This is a genomic window from Paraburkholderia diazotrophica (assembly GCF_038900755.1).
GTDB classification, from domain to species: domain Bacteria; phylum Pseudomonadota; class Gammaproteobacteria; order Burkholderiales; family Burkholderiaceae; genus Paraburkholderia; species Paraburkholderia diazotrophica_A.
The window spans coordinates 1-724 of the sequence record NZ_JBBPEN010000071.1; the positions used below are offsets into that span (position 1 = coordinate 1).

Sequence of the window (724 nt, forward strand, 5' to 3'; positions counted from 1 at the left end):
CAACGCGCGTTCAAGATCGCCGAACGGGAGAAAGCGGGCAATGTCGCCCTTGGGAAACGGCAGACCCTTGGAGTCTGTCGGATCTTCGACGACGGGGTGGCTGATGAGCAGATCGTGACCGGTTGCCTTGGCAACCTGATCGACGATATCGCTCTTGCCGACACCCGCTGGCCCGGTGATGAGCACCGGGAGACGCTTCGGAATGTATGCAGAGAGCAGTGCAAAGAGTTGCTGGGGATTGACTTTCATGGGGTACCTGAAAAGGAAAAGCCCCACGAAACGACGCCCCAGGGGACGTGGTCCCGAAGGGGCGAGTTTAGTGTGCCGCTTTCGCGGCCGGTCGAATGCGTCGGTTGACGCTTGAAAATCGGTTGGGTATTTACGCGAGCGCGCCGGCCAATGCAGCCAGTTGCGCCTGCGTGAGCGATCCGCGCGACACCGAGGCCTCGCCCGTGAAAATCAGCTCGCCGTACAGGTCGGCGAGACAACGTGCTTCGGCACACAGCACCAGCACATCCGAGTCAAACATGGACGGATTGCGGTTGCGCCATACATTGATCGCGGCTTCGACCTGCGCGATCGAAACGCGATCTCGTTCGGAAGCGTTCTGTTGAGTCATGGGGGCCTCAGAATGTAGTACCCCGGTGTCGCCCGTAAAGGGAGGACGTCCCCCAGGGCAGACTTGTTGCCGGAATCCGGCGGGTCGATGCGTCAGTGACGCAGG

At 60.8% G+C, this 724-nt stretch carries 1 protein-coding gene and 1 pseudogene; both read right to left on the bottom strand.

Annotation, left to right across the window (positions count from 1 at the left end):
• Window positions 1-249 (bottom strand): annotated as a pseudogene (locus tag AABE10_RS36260) (ATP-binding protein); the annotation flags it as partial.
• Window positions 250-379: 130 nt separating this feature from the next.
• Window positions 380-619 carry a DUF3717 domain-containing protein gene (locus AABE10_RS36265; RefSeq protein WP_342937838.1) on the bottom strand — a complete coding sequence of 80 codons (240 nt, stop codon included), beginning with the start codon at window positions 617-619 and terminating at the stop codon, window positions 380-382.
• Window positions 620-724: the final 105 nt, after the last annotated feature.

Bases quoted from the DNA above. Each gene is read 5' to 3' on its own strand.
- AABE10_RS36265 (WP_342937838.1), bottom strand. From the start codon at position 619: ATGACTCAACAGAACGCTTCCGAACGAGATCGCGTTTCGATCGCGCAG.